Annotated in this window: 18 protein-coding genes and 1 pseudogene; 11 read left to right on the forward strand and 8 right to left on the reverse strand. The window is 70.9% G+C overall.

The annotated features are described in order from the left end of the window. The first annotated feature begins 23 nt into the window (after nucleotides 1-23). On the forward strand, nucleotides 24-590 hold the full coding sequence (locus tag ACZ6CV_RS31015) for a YbaK/EbsC family protein (RefSeq protein ID WP_469254340.1): 567 nt from the start codon (nucleotides 24-26) through the stop codon (nucleotides 588-590). 29 nt (nucleotides 591-619) lie between these two features. Here the strand turns inward: ACZ6CV_RS31015 and ACZ6CV_RS31020 are convergent, their stop codons facing one another. From ACZ6CV_RS31020 to ACZ6CV_RS31030, 3 genes are all read right to left on the reverse strand, one after another. Further along, nucleotides 620-1,792 carry an acyl-CoA dehydrogenase family protein gene (locus ACZ6CV_RS31020; protein WP_469254342.1) on the reverse strand — a complete coding sequence of 391 codons (1,173 nt, stop codon included), beginning with the start codon at nucleotides 1,790-1,792 and terminating at the stop codon, nucleotides 620-622. Next, on the reverse strand, nucleotides 1,789-2,991 hold the full coding sequence (locus ACZ6CV_RS31025; RefSeq protein WP_469254343.1) for a CaiB/BaiF CoA transferase family protein: 1,203 nt from the start codon (nucleotides 2,989-2,991) through the stop codon (nucleotides 1,789-1,791). The genes ACZ6CV_RS31020 and ACZ6CV_RS31025 overlap by 4 nt, the downstream gene beginning before the upstream one ends. Before the next feature lie 120 nt (nucleotides 2,992-3,111). Further along, on the reverse strand, nucleotides 3,112-4,170 hold the full coding sequence (locus tag ACZ6CV_RS31030) for a LacI family DNA-binding transcriptional regulator (protein ID WP_469254345.1): 1,059 nt from the start codon (nucleotides 4,168-4,170) through the stop codon (nucleotides 3,112-3,114). Nucleotides 4,171-4,529: 359 nt separating this feature from the next. Here ACZ6CV_RS31030 and ACZ6CV_RS31035 point away from each other — a divergent pair, with 359 nt between their 5' ends. The 8 genes and pseudogenes from ACZ6CV_RS31035 to ACZ6CV_RS31070 all read left to right on the forward strand — a co-directional run bounded on the left by ACZ6CV_RS31035 (nucleotide 4,530) and on the right by ACZ6CV_RS31070 (nucleotide 15,062). Beyond that, nucleotides 4,530-5,804, forward strand: coding sequence for an extracellular solute-binding protein (locus tag ACZ6CV_RS31035; RefSeq protein ID WP_469254347.1), 1,275 nt, complete (start codon nucleotides 4,530-4,532; stop codon nucleotides 5,802-5,804). Nucleotides 5,805-5,824: 20 nt separating this feature from the next. Continuing rightward, nucleotides 5,825-6,835 carry a carbohydrate ABC transporter permease gene (locus tag ACZ6CV_RS31040; protein WP_362370487.1) on the forward strand — a complete coding sequence of 337 codons (1,011 nt, stop codon included), beginning with the start codon at nucleotides 5,825-5,827 and terminating at the stop codon, nucleotides 6,833-6,835. Next, nucleotides 6,832-7,707, forward strand: a complete 876-nt coding sequence (locus ACZ6CV_RS31045; protein WP_469254349.1) for a sugar ABC transporter permease — start codon at nucleotides 6,832-6,834, stop codon at nucleotides 7,705-7,707. Before ACZ6CV_RS31040 ends, ACZ6CV_RS31045 begins: the two co-directional genes overlap by 4 nt. Nucleotides 7,708-7,764: 57 nt before the next feature. Beyond that, the gene (locus tag ACZ6CV_RS31050) at nucleotides 7,765-9,414 is read left to right on the forward strand and encodes a glycoside hydrolase family 13 protein (RefSeq protein WP_469254351.1); all 1,650 of its coding nucleotides are present in this window, start codon (nucleotides 7,765-7,767) and stop codon (nucleotides 9,412-9,414) included. Next, on the forward strand, nucleotides 9,399-10,466 hold the full coding sequence (locus tag ACZ6CV_RS31055) for a LacI family DNA-binding transcriptional regulator (RefSeq protein WP_469254495.1): 1,068 nt from the start codon (nucleotides 9,399-9,401) through the stop codon (nucleotides 10,464-10,466). Before ACZ6CV_RS31050 ends, ACZ6CV_RS31055 begins: the two co-directional genes overlap by 16 nt. A gap of 98 nt (nucleotides 10,467-10,564) precedes the next feature. Beyond that, nucleotides 10,565-11,962 (forward strand): annotated as a pseudogene (locus tag ACZ6CV_RS31060) (alpha-amylase); the annotation flags it as partial. Nucleotides 11,963-12,025: 63 nt separating this feature from the next. Continuing rightward, nucleotides 12,026-14,752: a pullulanase-type alpha-1,6-glucosidase gene (gene pulA, locus ACZ6CV_RS31065; RefSeq protein WP_469254353.1), complete on the forward strand. Its 2,727-nt coding sequence runs from the start codon at nucleotides 12,026-12,028 to the stop codon at nucleotides 14,750-14,752. Nucleotides 14,753-14,921: 169 nt separating this feature from the next. Next, nucleotides 14,922-15,062, forward strand: coding sequence for a hypothetical protein (locus ACZ6CV_RS31070; protein WP_469254354.1), 141 nt, complete (start codon nucleotides 14,922-14,924; stop codon nucleotides 15,060-15,062). A 286-nt stretch (nucleotides 15,063-15,348) separates the two neighbouring features. On the opposite strand, the gene ACZ6CV_RS31075 is transcribed toward ACZ6CV_RS31070, so the two are convergent. Both ACZ6CV_RS31075 and ACZ6CV_RS31080 read right to left on the reverse strand, forming a co-directional pair. Then, on the reverse strand, nucleotides 15,349-16,398 hold the full coding sequence (locus ACZ6CV_RS31075; protein WP_469254355.1) for a chitinase: 1,050 nt from the start codon (nucleotides 16,396-16,398) through the stop codon (nucleotides 15,349-15,351). A gap of 219 nt (nucleotides 16,399-16,617) precedes the next feature. After that, entirely contained in the window at nucleotides 16,618-17,073 is a 456-nt protein-coding gene (locus tag ACZ6CV_RS31080) for an Lrp/AsnC family transcriptional regulator (RefSeq protein ID WP_469254356.1), read from the reverse strand. Nucleotides 17,074-17,214: 141 nt separating this feature from the next. Between ACZ6CV_RS31080 and ACZ6CV_RS31085 the strand changes: the two genes are divergently transcribed. Together ACZ6CV_RS31085 and aspA are read left to right on the forward strand one after the other, a co-directional pair. Beyond that, on the forward strand, nucleotides 17,215-18,252 hold the full coding sequence (locus ACZ6CV_RS31085; protein ID WP_362370462.1) for an asparaginase: 1,038 nt from the start codon (nucleotides 17,215-17,217) through the stop codon (nucleotides 18,250-18,252). A 120-nt stretch (nucleotides 18,253-18,372) separates the two neighbouring features. Beyond that, the gene (gene aspA / locus ACZ6CV_RS31090; RefSeq protein WP_469254357.1) at nucleotides 18,373-19,812 is read left to right on the forward strand and encodes an aspartate ammonia-lyase; all 1,440 of its coding nucleotides are present in this window, start codon (nucleotides 18,373-18,375) and stop codon (nucleotides 19,810-19,812) included. 19 nt (nucleotides 19,813-19,831) lie between these two features. On the opposite strand, the gene ACZ6CV_RS31095 is transcribed toward aspA, so the two are convergent. The 3 genes from ACZ6CV_RS31095 to ACZ6CV_RS31105 form a co-directional block, all read right to left on the reverse strand. Continuing rightward, nucleotides 19,832-20,515, reverse strand: coding sequence for an HAD family hydrolase (locus ACZ6CV_RS31095; protein ID WP_469254358.1), 684 nt, complete (start codon nucleotides 20,513-20,515; stop codon nucleotides 19,832-19,834). A 26-nt stretch (nucleotides 20,516-20,541) separates the two neighbouring features. Next, on the reverse strand, nucleotides 20,542-21,024 hold the full coding sequence (locus ACZ6CV_RS31100) for an Lrp/AsnC family transcriptional regulator (protein WP_469254359.1): 483 nt from the start codon (nucleotides 21,022-21,024) through the stop codon (nucleotides 20,542-20,544). 521 nt (nucleotides 21,025-21,545) lie between these two features. Further along, the gene (locus tag ACZ6CV_RS31105) at nucleotides 21,546-22,886 is read right to left on the reverse strand and encodes a ricin-type beta-trefoil lectin domain protein (protein WP_469254360.1); all 1,341 of its coding nucleotides are present in this window, start codon (nucleotides 22,884-22,886) and stop codon (nucleotides 21,546-21,548) included. Nucleotides 22,887-22,972: the final 86 nt, after the last annotated feature.

The raw sequence follows: 22,972 nt of genomic DNA on the forward strand, positions 1-22,972 counted from the left end.
ACGGCGGCTGCTAGCGTGCCGCCATGCGCGCTCCTCTCGGTGATTTCGACGTCGTCCGCCCCGCCCCCGAAGCCCTCGACCTGCTGGTGCCCGCCGTCGTGGACGCCGTACGCGGCTGGAGCGGTCCCGTACCGGCCGACGAGCTCGTCCATGTCGACACCGAGCCCGAATGGGCCGACACCGCGAGCTTCTTGGAGCACTACGGCCCCGAGCTCCTGGAGCAGTCCGCCAACTGTGTCGTCGTGGCCGGCAAACGCGGCGGCGAGACCACACTCGCCGCGTGCCTCGTCCTGTCCGGCACACGTGTCGACGTGAACGGCGTCGTCCGCCGCCAACTGGGCGCCCGCAAGGCCTCGTTCGCGCCGATGGAGACGGCCATCGGCGAGACCGGCATGGAGTACGGCGGCATCACGCCGATCGGACTGCCCGCCGCGTGGCCGCTCCTCGTCGACGCCGCCGTGGCCGATCTGCCGTACGTCCTGGTGGGCAGCGGCAGCCGGCGCGGCAAGCTCATCGTGCCCGGCAAGGCGTTCCCGGGGCTGCCGAACGCGGTCGTCGTCGAGGGGCTCGGTGTCACCGCCGACGGCTGACGGATTCCGGCGGCACCGGGGCTTACCGGTCACTCCTCCAGGCCGCCCCGCGCGATGAGTTGACGCACGATCACATCGCGCTGGATCTCGTTGGTGCCCTCGCCGACGATCATCAGCGGGGCGTCGCGGAAGTAGCGTTCGACGTCGAACTCCGTGGAGTAACCCTGGCCGCCGTGCACGCGCACCGCGTCCAGGGCGATCCGCATGGCGGTCTCCGACGCGAACAGCTTGGCCATGCCCGCCTCCATGTCGACGCGTCGCCCCGCGTCCGCCTCGCGGGCGGCGTGCAGGGTGAGCTGGCGCGCGGCGGAGAGCGAAGTGGCCATGTCGGCGAGGTAGTTGCCAATGGACTGGTGCCGCCAGATCGGCACGCCGAACGACTCGCGCTCCTGGGCGTAGCGCAGCGCGTCCTCGAATGCGGCGCGCCCCACGCCGAGGGCACGGGCCGCGACCTGCAGCCGGCCCGTCTCCAGGCCCTTCATCATCTGCCGGAATCCGCGACCCTCGACGCCCCCGAGCAGCGCGTCGGCCGGGGCGCGGTAGCCGTCGAAGGTGAGCTCGCAGCTCTCCACACCCTTGTAGCCGAGCTTCGGCAAGTCACGCGAGACGGTCAGGCCGGGACCGTGCTCGACGAGCAGCACGGAGATCCCGCGGTGCCGCGGCTCGGCGTCGGGGTCCGTCTTGCAGAGCAGCGCGATCAGGCCGGAGCGGCGGGAGTTGGTAATCCACGTCTTCGCGCCGTCCACGACGTACCCGTCGCCGTCCTCGGCCCGCCGCGCGACCGTGCGCAGCGCCTGCAGGTCCGAGCCGCCCTCCGGCTCGGTCAGCGCCATCGTGGCGCGCACCTCGCCGGTGGCCATCCTGGGCAGCCAGCGGCGCCGCTGGCGCGGGGTGCCGAAGTGCACGAGCAGCTTGGCGACGACCGTGTGGCCGCCCATCGCGCCCGCCAGACTCATCCAGCCACGCGCCAGTTCCTCGGTGACCAGGACGTAGCAGGGTGTGGAGACGGGCGTCCCGCCGAACTCCTCGGGCACGGCGAGACCGAAGACGCCGAGGTCCTTCATCCGCGCGATGAGGGCCTCGGGGTAGGTGTCCGCGTGCTCCAACTCCCGTACGACTGGCCGTACTTGACGGTCGACGAAGTCCCGTACCGTCATGACGATCAGCCGCTCCTCGGCGGTGAGCTCGTCGAGGGCGCTCACCGGCAGACCCCGTCCGCGCAGAGCCGCGCGATGGCCTCCGGGCCGTGTCCCAGCTCGGCGAGGATCGACGCCGTGTGCTCACCCGCCTCCGGCACCGGCCCCATGCGCGGGGTGACACCGGAGAGCACGGCGGGCGGGAGCAGCGCCTGTACGGGCTCGGCCGTGCCGGGCACCTCGATGTCCTGCCAGCGCCCGCGCTCGGTGAGCACGGGGTGGTCCAGGAACTCCTGGACCGAGTTGACCCCGGCGTTGGCGATGCCGGTGCGGTCGAGCAGCTCCATGGCCGCGGCGCTTCCGAGTTCGGCGAAGCGTACGGAGATGATCGCGTCGAGCGCGTCGCGGTGCACCACCCGGTCGGATCCGGTGGCGAACCGCGGGTCGTCGATCAGCTCGGGGCGGCCGATGAACTCGCGGCACAGCGCCGCCCATTCGCGCTCGTTCTGCACCGAGAGCAGGACGTCCTTGCCGTCGGACGCGGTGAACGTGCCGTACGGCGCGATCGTCGCGTGGCGGGCGCCGACGCGCGGCGGCTGACTGCCGCCGTACCGCGTGTAGTAGGCGGGCTGGCCCATCCATTCGGCCAGCGCGTCGAAGAGGGACACCTCGACCGTCGGCGCGCGCCCCGTCGTCGCGCGCGTGAACAGCGCCGAAAGGACGCCGCTGTACGCGTACATCCCGCCCGCGATGTCGGCCACCGAGATGCCGGCGCGCGCGACCTCGTCCGGCGTCCCGGTGAGCTGGAGGAGCCCGGTCTGGCACTGCACCAGCAGGTCGTACGCCTTGCGGTCGGCCCAGGGCCCGTCTGTGCCGTACCCGGTGACGGTGCAGGGGATCAGCGAAGGGTGGCGCTTCTGCAGCGCGTCGGCGCCGAGGTCCAGGCGGGCGGCGGCGCCCGGGGCGAGGTTCTGCACGAACACGTCGGCGTCCGCCAAGAGTTGCTCCAGGATTTCCCTGCCCTCGGGCGACTTGAGGTCGAGGGTGAGCGATTCCTTGGACCGGTTCAGCCAGACGAAGTAGCTGGCCTGTCCGTGCACGGTGGTGTCGTAGCGGCGGGCGAAGTCACCGCCGCCGGGACGCTCGACCTTGATGACGCGGGCGCCGAGATCGGCGAGTTGGCGGGTGGCGAAGGGCGCGGCGACGGCCTGCTCCAGGCTGACGACGGTGATGCCTGCGAGGGGGAGGGGCGAGGGTGAGGGCATGCCGCGTTTCTACGGTCCGTGGCCGGGGGCGTCAATGAAGCCCCTGGTACACGGCGGGGGCGCGGACTCGTTTTGAGCGGACCGGAACGACCTGCTGAGAAGCGGACCGGAACAACCTGCTCAAGAAGCCGCCCGCTGCTCGGCCCGCTGCTCCGTCCGCCGCTCCGCCCGCCCGGACCCCGTGGAGCCCCGCACCACCAGCTCCGGCATGAAGACGAACTCGCCGTGCGGGGCCGGGGTGCCGCCGATCTCCTCCAGGAGCGCCCGCACCGCCGCCTGGCCCATCGCCTGCACCGGCTGGCGGATCGTGGTCAGCGGCGGGTCGGTGAACGCGATGAGCGGCGAGTCGTCGAAGCCGACCACCGAGATGTCCCGGGGGACGGCGAGCCCCAGGTCGCGGGCGGCCCGGACGGCGCCGAGCGCCATCATGTCGCTGGCGCAGACGACGGCCGTGCAGCCGCGGTCGATGAGGGTGGCGGCCGCGGCCTGCCCGCCCTCCAGGGTGTAGAGGGAGTGCTGGACCAGCTCCGCCGACTGCTCGTCCGTCAGCCCGAGCCGCTCGCGCATCCCCAGCCGGAAGCCCTCGATCTTGCGGACCACCGGGACGAACCGTTTGGGTCCGACCGCGAGCCCGATCCGGGTGTGGCCGAGCGACGTCAGATGCGTGACCGCGAGGCGCACCGCGGCGCGGTCGTCGGTGGAGACGAAGGGGGCCGCCACGTCCGGCGAGAAGCCGTTGACCAGGACGTACGGGACGCCCTGGCCGCGCAGCGCCTCGTAACGCGACATGTCGGCGGTGGTGTCGGCGTGCAGCCCGGAGACGAAGATGATCCCGCTGACCCCGCGGTCCACGAGCATCTCGGTGAGCTCGTCCTCCGTGGAGCCGCCCGGCGTCTGGGTCGCAAGCACCGGCGTGTAGCCCTGGCGGGTCAGCGCCTGAGCGATCACCTGGGCGAAGGCGGGGAAGATCGGGTTGTCCAGCTCCGGCGTGATCAGCCCGACGAGTCCCGCGCTGCGCCGGCGCAGCCGCACCGGGCGTTCGTACCCGAGGACGTCGAGGGCGGCGAGCACCGCCTCGCGGGTGGCCGCGGCCACCCCGGGCTTGCCGTTGAGGACGCGGCTCACGGTCGCTTCGCTGACCCCCGCGTGAGCTGCTATGTCGACAAGCCGTGCGGTCATGGCACTGGACTGTACCTGTCCGCCCGGGGATTGCACACCGCCCGTGACGGCTTGCGGAAAGTGCTGTCCTGCAAGAGTCTTGCAGCCGGATTCCAGGCCGACCGCGGTGCCGTCGTCGCAGGACCGCGCTGGTCGGGAGGGCGAGGGGCGCCGCCGAGGGTGGTGTCAAGCGCGGTGGCGGCAACGGTCCGGACACGCAGATGTAACGATCACCAGGACTTGCAGAAATTTACCGCAAGCTCTTTCGGTGGCATTCCAACGCTGTTACGTTCCTGGCAACCCGGCGCCGCGTCCAGTGCGGCCAGCAGGAGGCACCTCTGCGTCTCCCCGTGATTCCGGGATCAGTTGAAGGAGTTCACATGCGGCGTGGCATAGCGGCCACCGGGCTGATCGCGGCCCTGGCCCTGACAGCGGCAGCGTGCGGGGGCGACGACGGGGGCAGCGGTGGCAAGAAGGGCTCGGGGGAGCTCTCCGGCACCGTCACCTTCTGGGACACCTCGAACGACGCCGAGAAGGGCGCGTACGAGAAGATCGCCAAGGGGTTCGAGAAGCTCCACCCGGACGTCGACGTCAACTATGTGAACGTCCCGTTCGGCGAGGCCAACGCCAAGTTCAAGAACGCCGCGGGCGGCAACTCCGGTGCCCCGGACGTGATGCGCACCGAGGTCGCCTGGACCCAGGACTTCGCCTCGCTCGGCTACCTCGCCGCGCTCGACGGCACCGTCGCGCTCGACAAGCCGGACGACTACCTCCCGCAGGCCGCGGCCAGCACCAAGTTCAAGGGCAAGACCTACGCCGCGCCGCAGACCATCGACACCCTCGCGCTCTTCTACAACAAGAAGATGCTGAAGGACGCGGGCGTCGGTGTCCCGAAGTCCTTCGACGAGGTGAAGTCGGCCGCGAAGAAGATCAGGGCGAAGTCCGGCAAGACCGGCCTCTATCTGCGCGGCGACGACCCGTACTACTACCTCCCGTACCTCTACGGCGAGGGCGGTGACCTCCTGGACACCAAGAACAAGAAGGTCACCGTCGACGACCCCGAGGGCGCCAAGGCCTTCTCGGTGATGAAGGACCTGGTCGACTCCAAGGCGGCGGTCACCGACGCCAGCGACGGCTACAACAACCAGCTCAACGCCTTCAAGGACGGCGACGTCGCGATGGCGCTCGACGGCCCCTGGTCCATCGAAGGCGCCCTGAAGGGCAAGGAGTTCAAGGACGACAAGGGCAACCTGGGCGTCGCCCCGGCCCCGGCCGGCAGCGCACGCCAGGGCGCACCGCAGGGCGGCTGGAACCTCGCCGCGTACGCCGGTTCCGGCAACCTCGACGCCTCGTACGAGTTCATCAAGTACATGAGCTCCGCCAAGGTGCAGCAGCAGACCACCGAGCAGCTCAGCCTGCTGCCCACCCGCACCTCCGTCTACGACGCGAAGTCCGTCAAGGACAACCAGATGGTGCAGTTCTTCAAGCCCGCCGTCGCCAAGTCCGTGCAGCGCCCGTGGATCCCGGAGGCCAACGCGCTCTTCGAGCCGATCCGGCTGCAGTTGGAGAAGGTGCTCAGCGGCAAGTCCTCGCCCGAGGAGGGCGCCAAGGGCATCGGTGACGCCTACCGCAAGCTCCTCAAGGGCTACAAGTAAGAGGGAGGGCCGACCGACCCATGGCTGTCGAGACCGGCCGGGCGGTGGCGAAGGCCGCGGACGCGAACAGCGTCCGCGGCCGGGGCCGCCGGCCCGCCAAGAACCCGGGCAGGCTGCGCAGGGCGCTGGCCACCCACTGGTACGCGTGGGCCATGGTCGCCCCCGTGGTGATCGTGATCGGCGTGATCGTCGGATACCCGCTGGTGCGCGGCGTGTATCTGTCGACGACGGACGCCGACGAAGCCAACGTCGAACGGCACATCGGCGTCAACGACATCCCGGCGACGTACAAGTCCGTCGGCCTCGACAACTACACGTCGATCCTCTCCGACGGCGTCTTCTGGGACCGGCTCACCTGGACCGTGGTGTGGACCGTCTCCTGCGTCGCGCTCTCCTTCGCGCTCGGCCTCGCCCTCGCCACCATGCTCAACCGCAGGATGGCGGGCCGCTCCCTCTACCGGATGGCGCTCATCCTGCCGTGGGCCGTGCCGGCCTTCGTCTCCGTCTTCACCTGGCGGCTGCTCTTCAACGAGAAGAAGGGCCTCCTCAACAAGATCCTCGAAGGCGGCGGCATCGACGCGATCCCGTGGCTGAACGACCCCACCTGGGCCAAGATCTCGGTGATCACCGTCAATGTCTGGCTCGGCGTGCCCTTCATGCTGGTGGCGATGCTCGGCGGCCTGCAGTCCATCCCCGGTGAGCTGTACGAGGCCGCCGAGATGGACGGCGCCAACGCCTGGCAGCGCTTCCGCCACATCACCCTGCCGGGGCTGCGCACCGTCGCCGCCACGGTGATCCTCATCAGCGGCATCTGGACCTTCAACATGTTCCCGGTGATCTTCCTGCTGACCAGGGGAGGGCCGGGGGACGCCACCGAGATCCTGGTGACGTACGCCTATCGCCTCTCGTTCGTCGTCAGCCCCCGCGACTTCGCGGGCTCCGCCGCCTGGGGCGTGCTCATCCTCGCCCTCCTGTCGATCATCGCGGTGGCCTACCGCCGCGCGCTCCGCAAGCAGGGAGAGGTGTGGTGACCGCCGTGCCGAACGAACGCAAGGACGGGCAGCGGAAGACCAGGGGGCGCGACGAGCGCGGACCGCTCGCCTCGGTCGCCCTGCACCTGACGCTGCTGCTCGCCAGCGCCGTCGCGGTGCTGCCCCCGCTGTGGCTCCTGGTCACCTCGTTCAAGCCGGAGAGCGAGGCCTTCTCCACCGACCTGGTGAAGGACTTCACCCTCGGCAACTACGACCACGTCCTCAACGACACCGAGTTCCCGAACTGGCTCCTCAACTCCCTTGTCGTGGTGGGCCTGACCACGGTGATCGGCGTCGTCATCGCGGCGACGACCGGCTACGCGGTGAGCCGCTTCAAGTTCCCCGGCATGCGGCCGCTGATGTGGCTGCTCCTGATCACCCAGATGTTCCCGGTCGCGGTGCTGATCGTGCCGCTGTACAACCTGCTCGCCAACCTCGGCCTGCTCAACCAGCCCATCGGCCTCGTCGTCACCTATCTGACGATCGCCGTGCCGTTCTGCGCCTGGATGATGAAGGGGTACTTCGACACCATCCCGGTCGAGATCGACGAGGCGGGACGGGTGGACGGGCTCAACCCGTTCGGCACCTTCTGGCGGCTCATCGTGCCGCTCGCCAAGCCGGGCCTCGCCGTCACCGGGTTCTACAGCTTCATCACCGGCTGGGCCGAGGTCGCCTACGCCTCGGCGTTCATGACCGGCGAGGAGAACCTCACGCTCGCCGGCGGCCTGCAGACCTTCGTCAACCAGTACACCAGCGACTGGGGCTCGCTGACCGCGTCCGCGGTGATCGTCGCGGTGCCCGCCGCGATCATCTTCGGCTTCGCCCAGCGCCACCTGGTCTCCGGCCTGACCGCGGGCGCGACGAAGTCCTGAGGCGTCCCGTCGCCACCCCGCACGATCCCCAGCACCACACACGATCCCAGGGAAGACATGACCCAGCATCTCGCTGCCCCTGCCGCCCCCACCACCGAGACGCAACCGGACTGGTGGCGCGGCGCGGTGATCTACCAGGTGTACCCGCGCAGCTTCGCCGACTCCGACGGCGACGGCATGGGCGACCTGGCGGGCATCCGCAGCCGGCTGCCGTACCTCAGGGACCTCGGCGTCGACGCCGTCTGGCTCAGCCCCTTCTACGCGTCCCCGCAGGCCGACGCGGGGTACGACGTCGCCGACTACCGGGCCATCGACCCGATGTTCGGCAGCCTCTTGGACGCCGACGCCGTCATCCGCGACGCCCATGCCCTCGGCCTGCGCATCATCGTGGACCTGGTGCCCAACCACTCCTCCGACCGCCACGACTGGTTCCGCCGCGCCCTCGCCGAGGGGCCGGGGTCCCCGCTGCGGGAGCGCTACCACTTCCGCCCCGGCAAGGGCGTCGACGGCGAACTCCCGCCCAACGACTGGGAATCCATCTTCGGCGGCCCCGCCTGGACCCGGGTGCCCGACGGCGAGTGGTACCTGCACCTCTTCGCGCCCGAGCAGCCCGACTTCAACTGGGAGCACCCCGCCGTCCGGGACGAGTTCCGCTCCATCCTGCGGTTCTGGCTCGACATGGGGGTGGACGGCTTCCGCGTCGACGTGGCGCACGGCCTGGTCAAGGCGGCCGGGCTGCCCGACATCGGCAGCGGCGACCAGCTCAAGCTGCTCGGCAACGACGTGATGCCGTTCTTCGACCAGGACGGCGTGCACGAGATCTACCGCAGCTGGCGGCAGGTCCTCGAGGAGTACGAGGGCGCCCGCGTCCTCGTCGCCGAGGCATGGACCCCGACCGTCGAGCGTTCCGCCCACTACGTGCGCCCCGACGAGATGCACCAGGCCTTCAACTTCCAGTACCTGGGCACCTCGTGGGACGCCGATGAGCTGCGCGCGGTCATCGACGTGTCGCTGGCCGCGATGCGTCCGGTGGGGGCGCCCGCCACCTGGGTGCTCTCCAACCACGACGTCACCCGGCACACCACGCGGTTCGCCAACCCGCCCGGTATGGGCACCCAGTTGCGGACGCCAGGCGACCGCGAGCTCGGCCTGCGCCGCGCCCGCGCCGCGACCCTGCTGATGCTGGCGCTGCCCGGCTCCGCCTATCTGTACCAGGGCGAGGAGCTCGGCCTGCCCGACGTCACCGACCTGCCCGACGAGGTGCGCCAGGACCCCTCGTTCCTCCGGGCCGCGGGGCAGGACGGCTTCCGGGACGGCTGCCGGGTGCCCATCCCGTGGACCACCGACGGCTCGTCGTACGGCTTCGGCACGGGCGGCAGCTGGCTTCCGCAGCCGGCCGGCTGGGGCGAGCTGAGCGTGCAGGCCCAGACCGGCGACCCCGGCTCGACCCTGGAGCTGTACCGCAGCGCGCTCGCCGTGCGCCGCACGGAGCCGGGGCTCGGCGCGGGCACCGCCGTCGAGTGGCTCGACGCCCCCGCGGGGGTGCTCGCCTTCGCCCGCGAGGGCTTCGTGTGCACCGTGAACACCACCGGCGAACCCGTACGGATCCCTGCCCCCGGCAAGGTCCTGCTGGCCATCGAGGAGCCGGAGGTCGTGGACGGGACGGTGGTCCTGCCCGCCGACTCCACCGTCTGGTGGACGGTGTGACGCTGCCCGGCACGTCGCGGGACGCCCACCGGGGCGCCCCGCGGCTCCGGGACATCGCCGCCCAGGCCCAGGTCAGCGAGGCCACCGCGAGCCGGGTGCTCAACGGCAAGGCGGGGGTGGCGGCGGACACCCGGCGCCGGGTCCTCGCCGCCCTCGACGTCCTCGGCTACGAGCGCCCCACCCGGCTGAGACGGCGCAGCGCCGGCCTGGTGGGCCTGGTCATCCCCGAGCTGACCAACCCGATCTTCCCCGCCTTCGCGCAGGTCATCGAGCAGGTCCTGGCCGGCCACGGCTACACCCCGATGCTCTGTACGCAGATGCCGGGCGGCGCCACCGAGGACGAGCTGGTCGAGCAGCTGGAGGACCGCGGGGTCAGCGGCATCATCTTCCTGTCGGGCCTGCACGCCGACCTGACGGCCGATCCCACGCGCTACCGCGAACTGGCCCACCGCAAGGTGCCGTTCGTCCTCGTCAACGGCTACAACGAGGACATCCCGGTCTCCTTCGTCTCACCCGACGACCGCTCGGCGGTGCGGATGGCGGTACGCCACCTCGTCGACCTGGGGCACGAGCGGATCGGCCTGGCCATCGGGCCGACCCGGTACGTGCCCTCCCTGCGCAAGGCGGAGGGGTTCACGGCGGCGCTGCACAGCATGCTCGGGGTGGCGCCGGCGGCGGCCGAACAGCTGGTGCAGCGCACGCTGTTCACCGTCGAGGGCGGCCAGGCCGCGGCCGGCGCGCTCCTCGACCTGGGCTGCACGGCGATGGTCTGCGGCAGCGACCTGATGGCGCTGGGCGCCGTCAGAGCGGTGCGCGCACGCGGCCTCACCGTGCCCGGTGACGTCTCCGTGGTCGGCTTCGACGACTCCCAGCTCATCGCCTTCACCGATCCGCCGCTGACCACCGTGCGCCAGCCGGTGCAGGCGATGGCGACCGCCGCGGTGGGTGCGCTCCTGGAGGAGATCGACGGAAATCCCGTGCAGCGCACGGAGTTCGTCTTCCAGCCGGAGCTGGTGGTGCGCGGGTCCACCGGGGTGTGTCCAGAGGGTTGACCTCGCCCTTGAGGGGCCATACGGTCCAACCCGCAACAACTTGTGCAGACTTGCTGCAAGAAGTTGCCGCAGGTTCCCCCAACGCGCAGGAGGCCCCCATGACCGGTCGGATCGTCAAGCGCCGCAGGCCCCTCGCGGCCGCGGTCGCCCTGATGGCGGGGGTGGCGGGCGGCCTCGTCGCCGGGGCCCCCACCGCCCAGGCCGCCCCGCCCGGCACCAAGGACGTCACCGCCGTCCTCTTCGAGTGGAAGTACGCCTCGGTCGCCAAGGCCTGTACGACCCAACTCGGCCCGTACGGCTACGGATACGTGCAGGTGTCGCCGCCGCAGGAGCGCATCCAGGGTGACGCCTGGTGGGCCGCCTACCAGCCGGTCAGCTACAAGATCGGCACCCGGCTCGGCAACCGCACCGACTTCGCGCGGATGGTCGACACCTGCCACTCCGCCGGGGTGAAGGTCCTCGCCGACGCGGTCATCAACCACATGACCAACGCCTCGGGCACCGGCTCGGCGGGCTCCCGCTTCACCAAGTACGACTACCCCGGCACCTACTCCGCCGCCGACATGGACGACTGCAAGGCCCCCATCGGCGACTACCAGGACCGGTGGAACGTCCAGCACTGCGAACTGGGCGGTCTGGCCGACCTGGACACCGGTGAGGAGTACGTGCGCGGCCGCATCGCCGGCTACCTGAACGACCTCCTCTCCCTCGGCGTGGACGGCTTCCGCATCGACGCGGCCAAGCACATGCCCGTCGAGGACCTGAAGAACATCAAGTCGCGGCTGAGCGACCCGGGCGTCCACTGGAAGCAGGAGACCCTGTACGGGGCGGGCGAGCCGATCTCGCCGAGCGAGTACACCGCCACCGGCGACCCCCAGGAGTTCCGCTACGGCTGGGACCTGAAGCGGGTCTTCAAGGACGAGAAGCTCGCCTACCTCAAGAACTTCGGCGAGGGCTGGGGGTACCTGCCGAGCGGCTCGGCCTCGGTGTTCGTCACCAACCACGACACCGAGCGGCACGGCCAGACCCTCTCCTACAAGGACGGCGCCGACTACACCCTCGCGCACGTCTTCATGCTGGCCTGGCCCTACGGCTCGCCCGACGTCCACTCCGGATACGAGTTCAGCGACATCGACGCCGGGTCGCCCGACGGCGGGTTCGTGAAGGCCTGTTACAGCGACGGCTGGAAGTGCCAGCACGCGTGGCCGGAGATCCGTTCCATGGTCGGGCTCCGCAACACCGCGCGCGGCGCCGCCGTCACCGACTGGTGGGACAACGGGAACGACGCGATCGCCTTCGGCCGGGGCAACAAGGCGTACGTGGTCATCAACCACGAGGGCTCCACGGTCGAGCGCACCTTCCAGACGTCCCTGGCGGCGGGCACGTACTGCGACGTGCAGAGCGGCAGGAAGGTCGGCGTGGACGGCTCGGGCCGGTTCACCGCCTCGGTCGCGCCGAACACGGCGCTCGCGCTGCACACCGGCGCCAAGAGCTGCTGACCCCGCCCCGTCGGCGTATGCCCCCGACCCCCTCCCCGACCCCCTCAAGGAGAAGCTGACGTGACCGGCTCCCCGCGCCGCACCGCCGTCACCGTGGCCGTCGCCCTGCTCGCCGCCTGCGTGCCCCTGAGCGCGTCGGCGGCGGCCCTGCCGCTCGCGCCCGCCGCACCGAACGCACCGAACGCGGCGGCCGAGCCTGCCGACGGCCTCGACCTGGCGAAGTCCAGGGCCCAGTGGATCGACCGGTCCACACTGGTCTGGGGCGGCGCCACGGGCACCGAGCACGAGCTGTGGTACGCGCGGCACGGGGGCCTCACCCTCAAGGACGGCGAGCTGAGCGGCGCGGCCCAGCGGCTGCGCCTCACCGCGGTCGAGGGAGGCCTCACCGACGCCCAGAAGGCACGGTTCCCGCACCTCAAGGACTACGCCGCCTTCACCGTCGATCGCCGGGACCGCGACCGGGTCCGCGCCGCCCTCACCGGCCAGCTCGTCGCCGCCGGGCGCGCCGCCGACGGCAGCCTGCGCGCCGCCACCGGCGTCCAGACCCAGGGTGTCCTCGACGACCTGTACGCCGCCTCCGCGGGCACGGCGCGGCTCGGCCCGCGCTTCGCTCACGGCCGGGTCACCCTCGCGGTCTGGGCGCCCACGGCGCAGCACGTCGCGCTGGACATCGGCGGCCGCACCGTCCCGATGCACCGGGACCGCGCGTCCGGGGTGTGGTCGGTGACCGGCCCCGGCAGCTGGCAGGGCAAGGCCTACCGGTACGTCGTGCGGGTGTGGGCGCCGAGCCTACGGAAGGTCGTCACGAACGAGGTCACCGACCCGTACTCGACCGCCGTGACCAGCGACTCCCGGCGCAGCCTCGCCGTCGACCTCGGCGACCCGCGGCTCGCCCCCAAGGGCTGGTCGGGGTTGCGCAAGCCGAAGGCGACCCCGCTGCGCGACGCGCAGATCCAGGAGCTGCACATCCGCGACTTCTCCGTCGAGGACCGCACGTCGGACCATCCCGGCCGGTACCTGGCCTTCACCGACGAGAACTCCGACGGCATGCGGCACCTGCGCGGCCTCGCCCGCGCCGGAACCTCGTACGTGCATCTGCTGCCGGCCTTCGACATCGGCACCATCCCCGAACGCGCGGCGGACCAGGCGACTCCGGACTGCGACCTGCCGTCGTACGCGCCCGACTCCGACGCACAGCAGGCCTGCGTCTCCAAGAGCGCGGCCGGGGACGCGTACAACTGGGGCTACGACCCGCTGCACTACACCGTCCCGGAGGGCTCGTACGCGAGCGACCCCGAGGGGACCCGGCGCACCGTCGAGTTCCGCAGGATGGTGCAGGGGCTCAACGGCGCGGGACTGCGCACGGTCATGGACGTCGTCTACAACCACACCGTCGCGAGCGGCCAGGCCGACAAGTCCGTGCTCGACAAGATCGTGCCCGGCTACTACCAGCGCCTGGACGCCGACGGCACCGTCGCCACGTCCACCTGCTGCGCCAACACGGCCCCCGAGAACGCCATGATGGGCAAGCTGGTCGTCGACTCGATCGTCACCTGGGCCAGGGAGTACAAGGTCGACGGCTTCCGCTTCGACCTGATGGGGCACCACCCGAAGGCGAACATCCTCGCCGTCCGCAAGGCCCTGGACGCGCTGACCGTGGCGAAGGACGGCGTCGACGGCAAGAGCATCGTCCTGTACGGCGAGGGATGGAACTTCGGGGAGGTCGCCGACGACGCGCGCTTCGTGCAGGCCACGCAGCGGAACATGGCGGGCACCGGCGTCGCGACCTTCTCGGACCGCTCCCGCGACGCGCTGCGCGGCGGCGGCCCCTTCGACGAGGACCCGCGCGTACAGGGCTTCGCCAGCGGCCTCTACACCGACCCCAACTCCTCGAAGGCGAACGGCACTCGGGCTGAACAGAAGGCCCGGCTCCTCCACTACCAGGACCTCATCAAGGTGGGCCTGTCCGGTAACCTCGCCGGCTTCACCTTCCGTGACTCGGCGGGAGCGACGGTCACGGGCGCGGACGTCGACTACAACGGCGCGCCCGCCGGTTACGCGGCGGCCCCCGGCGACGCCCTCTCCTACGCCGACGCGCACGACAACGAATCCCTCTACGACGCGCTCGCCTTCAAGCTGCCCGAGGGCACGTCGGCGACCGACCGCGCCAGGATGCAGGTCCTCGCGATGGCCACCGCCACCCTGTCCCAGGGCCCCGCGCTCTCCCAGGCCGGCACGGACCTGCTGCGCTCGAAGTCCCTGGACCGCAACTCCTTCGACAGCGGCGACTGGTTCAACGCCATCCACTGGAACTGCCGGGCCGGCAACGGCTTCGGCCGCGGGCTGCCACCGGCCGCCGACAACCAGGCCAAGTGGCCTTACGCGAAGCCGCTGCTGGCGTCGTCACCATCACTGACCCCCGGCTGTGCGCAGATCAACGGCGCGTCGGCCGCGTACCGGGATCTGCTCGAGATCCGCACCACCGAGCCCGCGTTCTCCCTCGCGACGGCCGGACAGGTCCAGTCGGCGCTCTCCTTCCCGCTCTCCGGCACCGAGGCCGAGACGCCGGGCGTCATCACCATGAAGCTGGACGACCTGGTCGTCGTCCTCAACGCGAGCCCGCGGACACAGCGGCAGCGCGTCACCGCCGTGCATGGCGCACGGTACGCCCTGCATCCGGTGCAGGCGTCCGGGGCCGACGCGAGGATCAAGTCGGCGTCCTACGACCGGGGTTCGGGCGACTTCACGGTCCCGGCCCGCACGGTGGCCGTCTTCAAGCGGCGCTGAGCGGGGGAGGGGCACCGGCACCGCTCAGCACAGCAACAGCGCTGCCTGCCACGGTAGTTCGCCGCGCGGCGCGTCCGGATCCCTTGCGTCGCGCAGTGCGGTGATTGGGCAGGTTCCACTGGTTCCACAGGGTTTCCAGGTTCGACTGGTTTCCGAGGAAGGAATTCCCATGTCCGAAAACACGTCGCAGGACCTCTTCGACATCGACCTCACCGAAATGGCCATCCAGGACGTCGACGCCGACAGCGCCGCGGGCGGCTTCTCCGACGACACCTGCTTCCGTACGTGTACGACCTGCGCCGTCTGCTGACAGCGGCCGGGCCCGGCAGGCGCCGTGTCACGGGTGCCCCCGCCGACGGCGCACATGGCCCTTTCGGGCAACGCCGTTTGTGCGGTCGGGCAGGATCGCGGCGATAGATGGCGACATTGACGCGGCGCGCGTTTGCGGGTCACGCTTTCCTGACGGACTCCGTCGAGTCGAATTGATACGAGCTGGTCTTCATGCGGCCTGGTCTTCTTTCGGACCTGAAAAGCGAAAAGCCGACGCCTGTGGAAGAGGATTCCGGGCGTCGGCTTTCAGAAGATGGGCCGACCGGCTATGTGAGCCGGCCGAAGTTGTCCCCGAAGGTCCACCCCTTCGAACCGTCCCAGTTGATGGACCAGGTCATCAGGCCCTTGAGGGCGCCGCCGTAGTGGTTCCAGGCCTGGGCCACCAGGCTCGGGGACATGTAGCCGCCGCCGGCGCCCGGCTGGGCGGGGAGGCCCGGAACCTGTTTGTCGTAGGGGACCTTGATCGTGGTGCCCTGGATGACCAGGCCCTTGTTGAGGCAGTCGGTTTGCGCGGTGAAGCCCTGGACGGTGCCGGCCGAGTAGGAGTCGCCGGAGCAGCCGTACATGCTGCCGTTGTAGTACTGCATGTTCAGCCACCACAGGCGGCCGTTGTCCGCGTACTTCTTGATGATGGGGAGGTACGCGCCCCAGATCGATCCGTAGACCACGCTGCCGCCGGTCACGTACGCCGTCTCGGGCGCCATCGTGAGGCCGAAGCCCGCGGGCATTTTCGCGAGCACTCCGTCGATGATGCGGATCAAGTTGGTCTGTGAGGGGGAGAGTTGGCTGATGTTTCCGCTGCCCACCAGACCGGTCTCGATGTCGATGTCGATGCCGTCGAAGTTGTACTTCTTCAGGATCGGCACGATCGTCTCGACGAAGCGGTCGGCGACCTTGCTGTTGCTCAGGTCGATCCCGGCCGCCGCGCCGCCGATGGACATGAGGATGGTCGCGCCGTCCGCCTTCGCCTGGCACATCTCGGCCGGGGTGGCGACCTTCACGGTGGCGTCCATGCCGTCCTCCCACAGGACGGTGCCGTCGGAGCGGATGACGGGGAACGCCGCGTTGATCACGTTGTAGCCGTGCTGGCGCATCCGTGGGTCGGTGATCGGGGTCCAGCCGAAGGGCGGGTGCACGCCGTTGGACGCGCCGTCCCAGTTCTCCCAGTACCCCTGGAGCACCTTGCCGGCCGGTTTCGGCTTCAGCGCGCAGGTGTCTGCTCGGGGCGCGGCGGCCGCCGAGGCGACGGCCGGCAGTTGTGCGACACAGGCCAGTGCCAGGGCGGACCCCAGCAGGCGTAACGTCCGACCGATCACGCTGTGCTCCCTGGGTGCGGAGGGGACCTGGAGGCGTGCCTGGTGCGGTGCGTCAACTTAGGCTGGACCAGACCAGCCGTCAATAGGTCTGTACCAAAGGGGAGTTGGCCGGACGGCGAGCGGGAACGGTCGCCGTCAGCCGTCAGCCGTCACCCGTCACCCGTCAGCCGTCAGCCGTCACCCGTCACCCGTCACCCGTCAGCTCTGAGCCATCAGCCCTCAGCCGTCCACCGGCAGCCCCTGCGGCTCCTTGATCCGCTTCATGATGATCTGCGAGTTGACCTCCGTGACCCCCGCGAGCGCCGTGAGCCGCTCGATCCAGAGGCGCTCGTACGCGGCGAGGTCCGCGACCGCGATGCGCAGCAGGCAGCCGGGGCTCCCGAACAGGCGGTACGCCTCGATGACGTCCGGGATCTCCTGGAGCGCCGCCTCGAACGCCTCGACCGTCTCGCGGTCGCGCCGCACCTCGATGGAGACGAGCACCTCGAAGCCGCGGCCGACCGCCTCCGGGGCGACGACCGCGCGATATCCCTGGATCACCCCGTCCAGCTCCAGCTGCCGCACCCGCCGCATGCACGGCGACGGGCTCAGGCCCACCCGCGCGGCCAGCTCCTGGTTGGTCAGCCGCCCGTCGTTCTGCAGCTCGCGCAAGATGTTGCGGTCGATCTCGTCCATGGCGCAATTATCCACCACGTATATTGCGAGAGCGCCTGAATTTGGCAAACACATTGCGCTCTGTTCGACCTATCCTTGCGCCGAGGCTGCCCCACCACTCGGGGGCTGATGGTCCTCAGGATCCCCGGGAGGTACGCAGACGTGGAAGCACAGGCGCGACGGATCGTCGTCATCAGCACCGGCGGGACGATCGCCAGCCGCTGGCAGGGGGCCGGCTTCGCCGCCGACGCCCCCGGCCGCGAGGTGCTCGCCACCGCCTCGATACCGCACGGCATAGCCTCCGAGGTCATCGACCTGTTCAACGTGAACAGCCCCCGGCTGACCTCCGCCCAGCAGCTCACCCTGCTGCGCACCGTGCGCGAGGTCTTCGCCGACCCCGCCGTCGACGGCATCGTCGTCACCCACGGCACGGACACCCTCGAGGAGTCCGCGTACCTGCTCGACCTGCACCACGACGACCCCCGCCCGGTCGTCTTCACCGGCGCCCAGAAGCCGCTCGGCGCCGAGGGCGGCGACGGCCCCGGCAACCTCTACGACGCGCTGCTCACCGCCGCCACCGTGCGCGACCTCGGCGTCCTGGTCGTCTTCGACGGCAAGGTGCACGCCGCGCGGGGCACCGTGAAGACCCAGACCCTCGCCGCCGACGCGTTCGCCGACCCGTCCCGGCCGCCCGTCGGCAAGGTGGGCTTCGGCAAGGTGTCGGTCCTGAACCGCCCGGTGCGCCCCGAGCCGCTGCCGCTGCCCCCGGCCGTGCCCACCGGATCGCTGCCGCGCATCGACATGGTCATGCACCACGTCGACGCCGACCCGCTCTTCCTGGAGACCGCGGTCGAGGCCGGCGCCGAGGGCATCGTGCTGGTCGCCACCGGCGCGGGCAACGCAACCCCCGAGTTCGTCGGCGCCGTCACGGCCGCCATCGAGCGCGGCGTGGTCATCGCCCTCACCACCCGCGTCCAGGCCGGCCCCGTCACCGAGATCTACACGCACGGCGGCGCCGTCGACCTCTCGGCCGCCGGGGCGGTCCTCACCGGTACGCTGCGCGCCGGGCAGGCGCGGAGCGCGGTGCTCGCCGCCCTGCTCTCCGCCACCGGACCGGCCGAGCGCACGGCTCAGCTGCGTCGCATCGTCGGTGAGCCGGCACCCGCGGTCACGGGCGACGCCTCCGGCCGGGCCGCCTGAGGCTGCCGCCCGAGCCTTCAGCCTCGAAGGACCGATGAAGATGCTGCGGGCCGGCTGTGGCTGGTCGCGCAGTTCCCCGCGCCCCTGACGGGGCGCCCCGCGCCGGAAGAGAACAGCACCATGAGCCCCACCCCTCCCCCTACGCCCGCCCCCGACCTCACCTCCACAGCCGCCGTCCGCCGCGAACACGATCTGCTCGGTGACCGGGACGTCCCCGCCGACGCCTACTGGGGCATCCACTCCCTGCGCGCCACGGAGAACTTCCCCATCACGGGCATCCCGATCTCCGTGTACCCGCAGCTGATCGACGCGCTCGCCGCGGTCAAGGAGGCCGCCGCCCGCGCCAACGAGGAGCTGGGGCTGCTGCCGAAGGCCAAGGCCGACGCGATCGCCGCCGCCTGCCGGGAGATCCGCGCCGGACACCTGCACGACCAGTTCGTGGTCGACGTCATCCAGGGCGGCGCGGGCACCTCCACCAACATGAACGCCAACGAGGTCGTCGCCAACCGGGCGCTGGAACTCCTCGGGCACCCCAAGGGTGCGTACGACCACCTGCACCCCAACGAGGACGTCAACCTCAGCCAGTCCACCAACGACGTCTACCCGACGGCCGTGAAGATCGCGACGGTCAGCGCGGTGCACGGGCTGCTGCGTGCGATGGCGGTCGTGCAGGACGCGTTCGCGGCGAAGGCGCTGGAGTTCCGCGACGTCCTGAAGATGGGGCGCACCCAGCTCCAGGACGCGGTGCCGATGACGCTGGGGCAGGAGTTCTCCGCGTACGCCGTGATGCTCGACGAGGACCGGATGCGGCTCGCCGAGGCCGTCGAGCTGGTCCACGAGATCAACCTCGGCGCCACCGCCATCGGCACCGGCCTCAACGCCCCCGCCGGGTACGCCGAGACGGCTCGCCGTCACCTCGCCGGGATCACCGGGATGCCGCTGGTGACCGCCGCGAACCTGGTCGAGGCGACGCAGGACTGCGGGGCGTTCGTGCATCTGTCCGGCGTCCTGAAGCGGATCGCGGTCAAGCTCTCCAAGAGCTGCAACGACCTGCGGCTGCTGTCGTCCGGGCCGCGCGCGGGGCTGAACGAGATCAACCTGCCGCCGGTGCAGGCCGGTTCGAGCATCATGCCGGGCAAGGTCAACCCGGTCATCCCCGAGGTGGTCAACCAGGTCGCCTTCGAGGTGATCGGCAACGACGTCACCATCACCATGGCCGCGGAGGCGGGCCAGCTGCAGCTCAACGCCTTCGAGCCGATCATCCTGCACTCGCTCGCGAAGAGCATCACCTCGCTGCGCGCGGCCTGTCTGACGCTCGCCGAGCGGTGCGTGACGGGCATCACCGCCAACACCGAGGTGCTGCGTGCCTCGGTGGAGACGTCCATCGGCCTGGTCACCGCCCTCAACCCGCACATCGGCTACACCGCCGCCACGGAGATCGCACGCGAGGCACTGGCCACCGGGCGCGGCGTCGCCGAACTCGTCCTGGAGAAGGGCCTGTTGCCGCCCGAGCGGCTGGCGGAGCTGCTCACCCCGGAGCGGGTGGCGGGCGCGGCCTGAGCGGACCGGGTCGCCCCTCCTACTGGGGCGCCAGGAAGTCCAGCGCCGCCTGGGCGGTGAACGCGTCGTGGCCGCCGGGGAACAGGAGCTCGGCGGCCGCGAACGCGGGGTCGTCGGCGTGGGCGGCCACGTACGGGATGGCCACGCACCGCATCCCGGCCGCCCGCGCCGCCGTCGCGCCCGGTGCCGCGTCCTCGAAGACCACGCAGTCCGCGGGCTCCGCGCCGAGCAGCGCGGCCGCGGCGAGGAACACGTCGGGGGCGGGCTTGCCGCGCGGGACCTCCTCGGCGGAGACGAACGTGGTCAGCCGGGCGTCCAGGCCCGTGCCGGCCAGGACCGCCTCGATGGCCGGACGGGACGACCCGGACGCCACGGCCATCGGCACCCCCGCCTCGTACAGCCGCTCGACGAGCTTGCGCATCTCCGGGTAGACGTGGGTGCCGGCGCGGGCGAGCGCCAGATAGCGGCGGTCGAGGTCGGCGAGCAGCTCGGTCACCGGGGCCTCGATCCCGTACTCCGTCTTCCACAGCGCCAGCGTCTCGTGGGAGCTGATACCGACGAACCGCTCGTTGTCTGCCCAGGTGTACTCCCGGTCGGTGCGGTCCGCGAGCAGCGCCCGCGAGGCCTCGAAGTAGTGGGGCTCGCTGTCCACGAGGGTGCCGTCGAGGTCGAAGACGACCGAGGTGCTGCCGAAGGTGCTCATGACCTCCAGCATGCCAAACCGCCAGGTCACCCCGGTCCGGCGGCCGACCTGCCCACCGACTCGACCAGCGGGAGCAGCCGGTGCGGCACGCGCTCGCGCAACGCCATCTCGGTACGGGTGCGGACCACGCCCGGCAGGTTGATGAGCCGCTGGATGACGTCCTCCAGATGACCGTTGTCCCGGGCGGCGACCCGGGTCAGCAGATCCCCGCCCCCCGTGATCGAGTGCGCTTCGATGATCTCCGGCACGGCGGCGAGCGCGTCCCCCACCTCGTCCAGATGCCCCTGGGTGACCTCGATGTGCACGAAGGCGAGCACGGGGTGCCCGAGCGCGGCGGGCGACAGGAACGGCCCGGTCCCGGTGATCACCCCGTCCCGCTCCATCCGGTCGAGCCGCGCCTGCAGCGTCCCGCGGGCGATCCCGAGGATGCGCGCGTACTCACGCAGACTGGTACGCGGCTGCTCGAGCAGCAGCCGAAGAATACGGGTGTCGAGTTCGTCGACGGCCATGGTCCGAGGTTCTCCCAGGTGAGCGGGGGCGATCGCAGGCGACTGTAGCCGTTGGCCCACGACCGCGACGGCACCCCCCGGACCACGCCCGCCGGACCGGGCGCGGGGTCCTCTTCCGGTCGACCGAGCACGGCTCCGGGCGGATCCTGGAACCATGAACGGCATCCGCATGTCCGTGGCGGCCCGCCTCGCGGCCACCGCGATGACCGCATGCCTCCTTGGCACGGCCGGCACCCTGGCCGCGGCGGCTACCGACAAGGCCAACGCCTAGGGGCCCAAGAAGTGGGGAGACGGGCTGACCGTCACCGTCTCACCGGGCTCGTCCGGCACGGCCGTCTTCGGGTTCGACGTGCCGCGCGGGCAGTTGAACAAGGTCGACCTCGAAGTGCGACCGAATCTGGACGACCACGGCGAGCACTGGGTCGGCAAGGTCACCTAGAGCCGAGCGGAGGCTGCTCCCCGTGAGGATGCCGCCCCCGCCCGGCCGCGTGATGCCCCTTGGTACCGCTACCTCGGCGGTGTTACTTCGGCGTCACCCACACCTGGCGCTTGTACGTGTTCGCCGCGTGCAGTTGGACCTTCGTGCCGTTGGCCGTCGAGCCGCCCGTCACGTCGAGGACCTTGCCCGTCGCCACGTGCACGATCTGGCCCTTCGCGTTCACCGACCAGCGCTGCGACGCCCCGCCGTTGCAGTCGTAGAGGCTGATCTTGTTGCCGTCGGTGTTCGCGTTGCGGTAGTTGTCCAGGCACTTGCCGAACGCCCGGAACTGGCCGTCCTTCTGCAGGATCCAGGACTGCGCCACGCTGCCGTTGCAGGTGTACAGCTGGATCTGCGTGCCGTTGGCCGCCTTGCCGCCCTTGACGTCCAGGCACTTGCCGCCGATGCCGGTGACCTTGCCCTGCGGGGCGAGCTTCGCGCCGGCGCCGCGCGCGAAGTAGCGCAGGCCCTGCATGTCGTACTGCTGGACGTAGTTGCCCGCCCGCTTGTCCTGGTAGGCGCTGATGGGCGTGCACATCACCGGGGTCTCACCGGAGTCGGTGCCCTTGACGCAGTCGCCGCGGGTCGCACTGCGGTTGGCGTGCGTGAGGCCCATCGTGTGGCCGAGCTCGTGGCTGATGTGGCTGCGCATGTACGTCTCGCCCATGGACTCCACCGGCTTGCCGGCCGCGGTGAAGAACTCGTCGTCGATGTACGCGTGCCCGCTGGTCACAGTGTCCGGGACGGACGCGGAGAAGAAGCCGCAGCTGAGGTTCTTGCTGCCCGAGCCGTCCCGGACGACCTTCCAGCCCTGGCTGCCGCCGTCCGCGGGCGGAATGCACGGGCGCTTCAGCAGGCCGACGACGATCTCGCCCTTGGGCCGCACGTAGTCCCAGCCGACCGGATTCGTGTCGACGGAGATCGGCAGGTTCGTCACCCGGTGCAGGTCCGCGGCCGACCGCTTCACGTACGGGCCCAGCCAGTCCGCGGCCTTCTTGTCGTAGAACTTGATCGTGTAGCCGGTGGCGAGCGACTTCGACATGCCGCCCGACTTCCAGCCCTCACCGTGCGGCGCCTCGGCGGCGGCACTCCTCGACGACGCGGCGGAGGGCGTCGACGGGGCCGGCTTCTTCAGCGTCATCACGCCGTTCTCGAACGTCGTGCCGTCCACGCGGGAGGAGCCGTTGTCCTCCGTGTCGGCGTGCCGCGCCGCGACCGGCACCGCGGGCCCCGCCGCCGCACGCGCGGTGGTCCGCGGCTCCGTGTCGTCGGTGCCGAACGCGGCAGGCGACAGCTGTACCCCCGCCACGACGGCCGCGGCGGCACCCACCGCTGCCATCGTGATGCGGCGCTTGCGCGCGCCGCGCTTCCGTATGGAACTCAATTCCCCGTTGTCCTCTCACTGAACAGCATGTGTCGGCCCCGGGCAGCGCGACCGCGTGCCGGGGCCGAACAGATGATAGGCGTGAA

The sequence above is a fragment of the Streptomyces sp. NPDC041713 genome (genome assembly GCF_055591085.1).